The organism is Pseudomonas edaphica (genome assembly GCF_005863185.1).
Taxonomy (GTDB): Bacteria; Pseudomonadota; Gammaproteobacteria; order Pseudomonadales; family Pseudomonadaceae; genus Aquipseudomonas; species Aquipseudomonas edaphica.
In genome coordinates, this window is sequence record NZ_VBVZ01000859.1 from 1 (window position 1) to 2038 (window position 2038).

The 2038-nt window shown below is 63.3% G+C and carries 1 protein-coding gene and 1 pseudogene; both read left to right on the top strand.

The window, feature by feature from the left end:
* Positions 1–158 (top strand): potassium-transporting ATPase subunit KdpA (locus FEM54_RS31390; RefSeq protein ID WP_138454154.1); only part of this gene is annotated, 158 nt, incomplete at its 5' end.
* Positions 159–179: 21 nt separating this feature from the next.
* A pseudogene (kdpB, locus tag FEM54_RS31395) lies at positions 180–2038 on the top strand (potassium-transporting ATPase subunit KdpB); the annotation flags it as partial.

The following is a 2038-nucleotide window of genomic DNA, read 5'->3' on the forward strand; positions in this document are numbered from 1 at the left end:
AAACCGCACCGATTGGCCAGAACAGCTTCCCGACCCATGGCCCACTGTTCGTGACCCTGTTGACCGTGACCATTTTGCTGGTGGGCGGCCTGACTTTCCTGCCGACGCTGGCACTGGGCCCAATTGCTGAACACCTGAGCATGGCTGCTCCTAAATAAAGAGCTAGAGGGGATATGAAAATGAATATGCCTGCAAAAAATGCGGCCCCTGTGAGTTCTCAGGAACCGGCCAAAACCGCCATCTCCGCTCTTTGGCGTCCGGCGCTGGTCCAGGCTTTCGTCAAGCTGGACCCACGCCAACTGCAACGCTCGCCGGTGATGCTGGTGGTCGAGTTGACCGCCATCCTCACCACCGTGTTGTGCTTTGTGCCGGACACTGCGGTGCCGACCTTTGTGACGGTACAAATCGCCGTGTGGCTGTGGTTCACCGTGCTGTTCGCCAACTTTGCCGAAGCCTTGGCCGAAGGTCGCGGCAAGGCCCGCGCCGACAGCCTCAAAGCCGGCAGCGAAGGCCTGAGCGCCCGCCGCAAAGAGGCCGACGGCAGCTTCAAGGTTGTGCCGGCCACCAGCCTGCGCAAAGGTGATGTGGTGCGCGTCGCGGCCGGGGAGATGATCCCCGGTGACGGCGAGGTCATCGAAGGTATCGCGGCCGTCAACGAGGCGGCGATCACTGGCGAATCCGCACCGGTTATCCGTGAATCCGGCGGCGACCGTTCGGCCGTCACCGGCAACACGCGGCTGGTGTCGGACTGGTTGCTGATCCGCATTACCGTCAATCCGGGCGAGTCCACGCTGGACCGCATGATCGCCCTGGTGGAAGGCGCCAAACGCCAGAAAACCCCGAATGAAGTGGCGCTGGATATCCTGCTGATCGGCCTTACGCTGATCTTCCTGCTGGTGGTGGTCACCCTGCAGCCGTTCGCCCACTTCGCCAATGGCAGCTTGCCGCTGGTGTTCCTGGTCGCGCTGCTGGTGACACTGATTCCGACCACCATCGGCGGCCTGTTGTCGGCCATCGGTATCGCCGGCATGGATCGCCTGGTTCGCCTCAACGTCATCGCCAAATCCGGGCGTGCGGTGGAAGCTGCGGGTGACGTGCATGTGCTGCTGCTGGACAAGACTGGCACCATCACCTTCGGCAACCGTCGCTGTGCAGCCGTGATCGCAGCGCCTGGCGTCAGTGGTCGCGACCTGGCTGAAGGCGCGTTGCTGGCGTCCCTGGCGGACGACACGGCGGAAGGCAAATCCATCGTCGAATACCTGCGTGCTTTGCACCCTCAGGCCGAGCCAACCCTGGAGGAGCTGACCTCCGTGCCGTTCAGTGCCGAAACGCGCTTGTCCGGTGTCGACTACCAAGGCCGTGTGTTCCGCAAAGGCGCGGTCGATTCACTGCTGGCGTTTCGGCCAACAACGCCGTGACCTGCAGCCGGCACTCTCGCGGGAAATCGACAAGATCGCCCAGAGCGGCGGCACGCCATTGCTGGTATGCGCCGATGGCAAACTGCTCGGTGCGATCCACCTCAAGGACGTGGTTAAACCCGGCATCCGCGAACGCTTCGCCGAACTGCGCAAACTGGGGATTCGCACCGTGATGGTCACCGGCGACAACCCGTTGACCGCCGCCGCGATTGCCGCTGAAGCGGGCGTGGACGACGTGCTGGCCGAAGCCACGCCAGAGAAGAAACTCGCCCGCATCCGCCACGAGCAGAACGACGGTCGCCTGGTTGCCATGTGCGGCGACGGCGCCAACGACGCTCCGGCGCTGGCCCAGGCCGACGTCGGCATGGCGATGAACGACGGCACCCAGGCCGCTCGCGAAGCGGCCAACATGGTCGACCTCGACAGCGACCCGACCAAGCTGCTGGACGTGGTGCAGATCGGCAAGGAACTGCTGGTGACCCGCGGTGCGTTGACGACCTTTTCCATCGCCAACGACGTGGCTAAATATTTCGCGATTTTGCCGGCGCTGTTTGCCTCGATCTACCCGCAATTGGGCGTGCTCAACGTGATGCATTTGCAAAGCCCGCAGAGCGCGATTC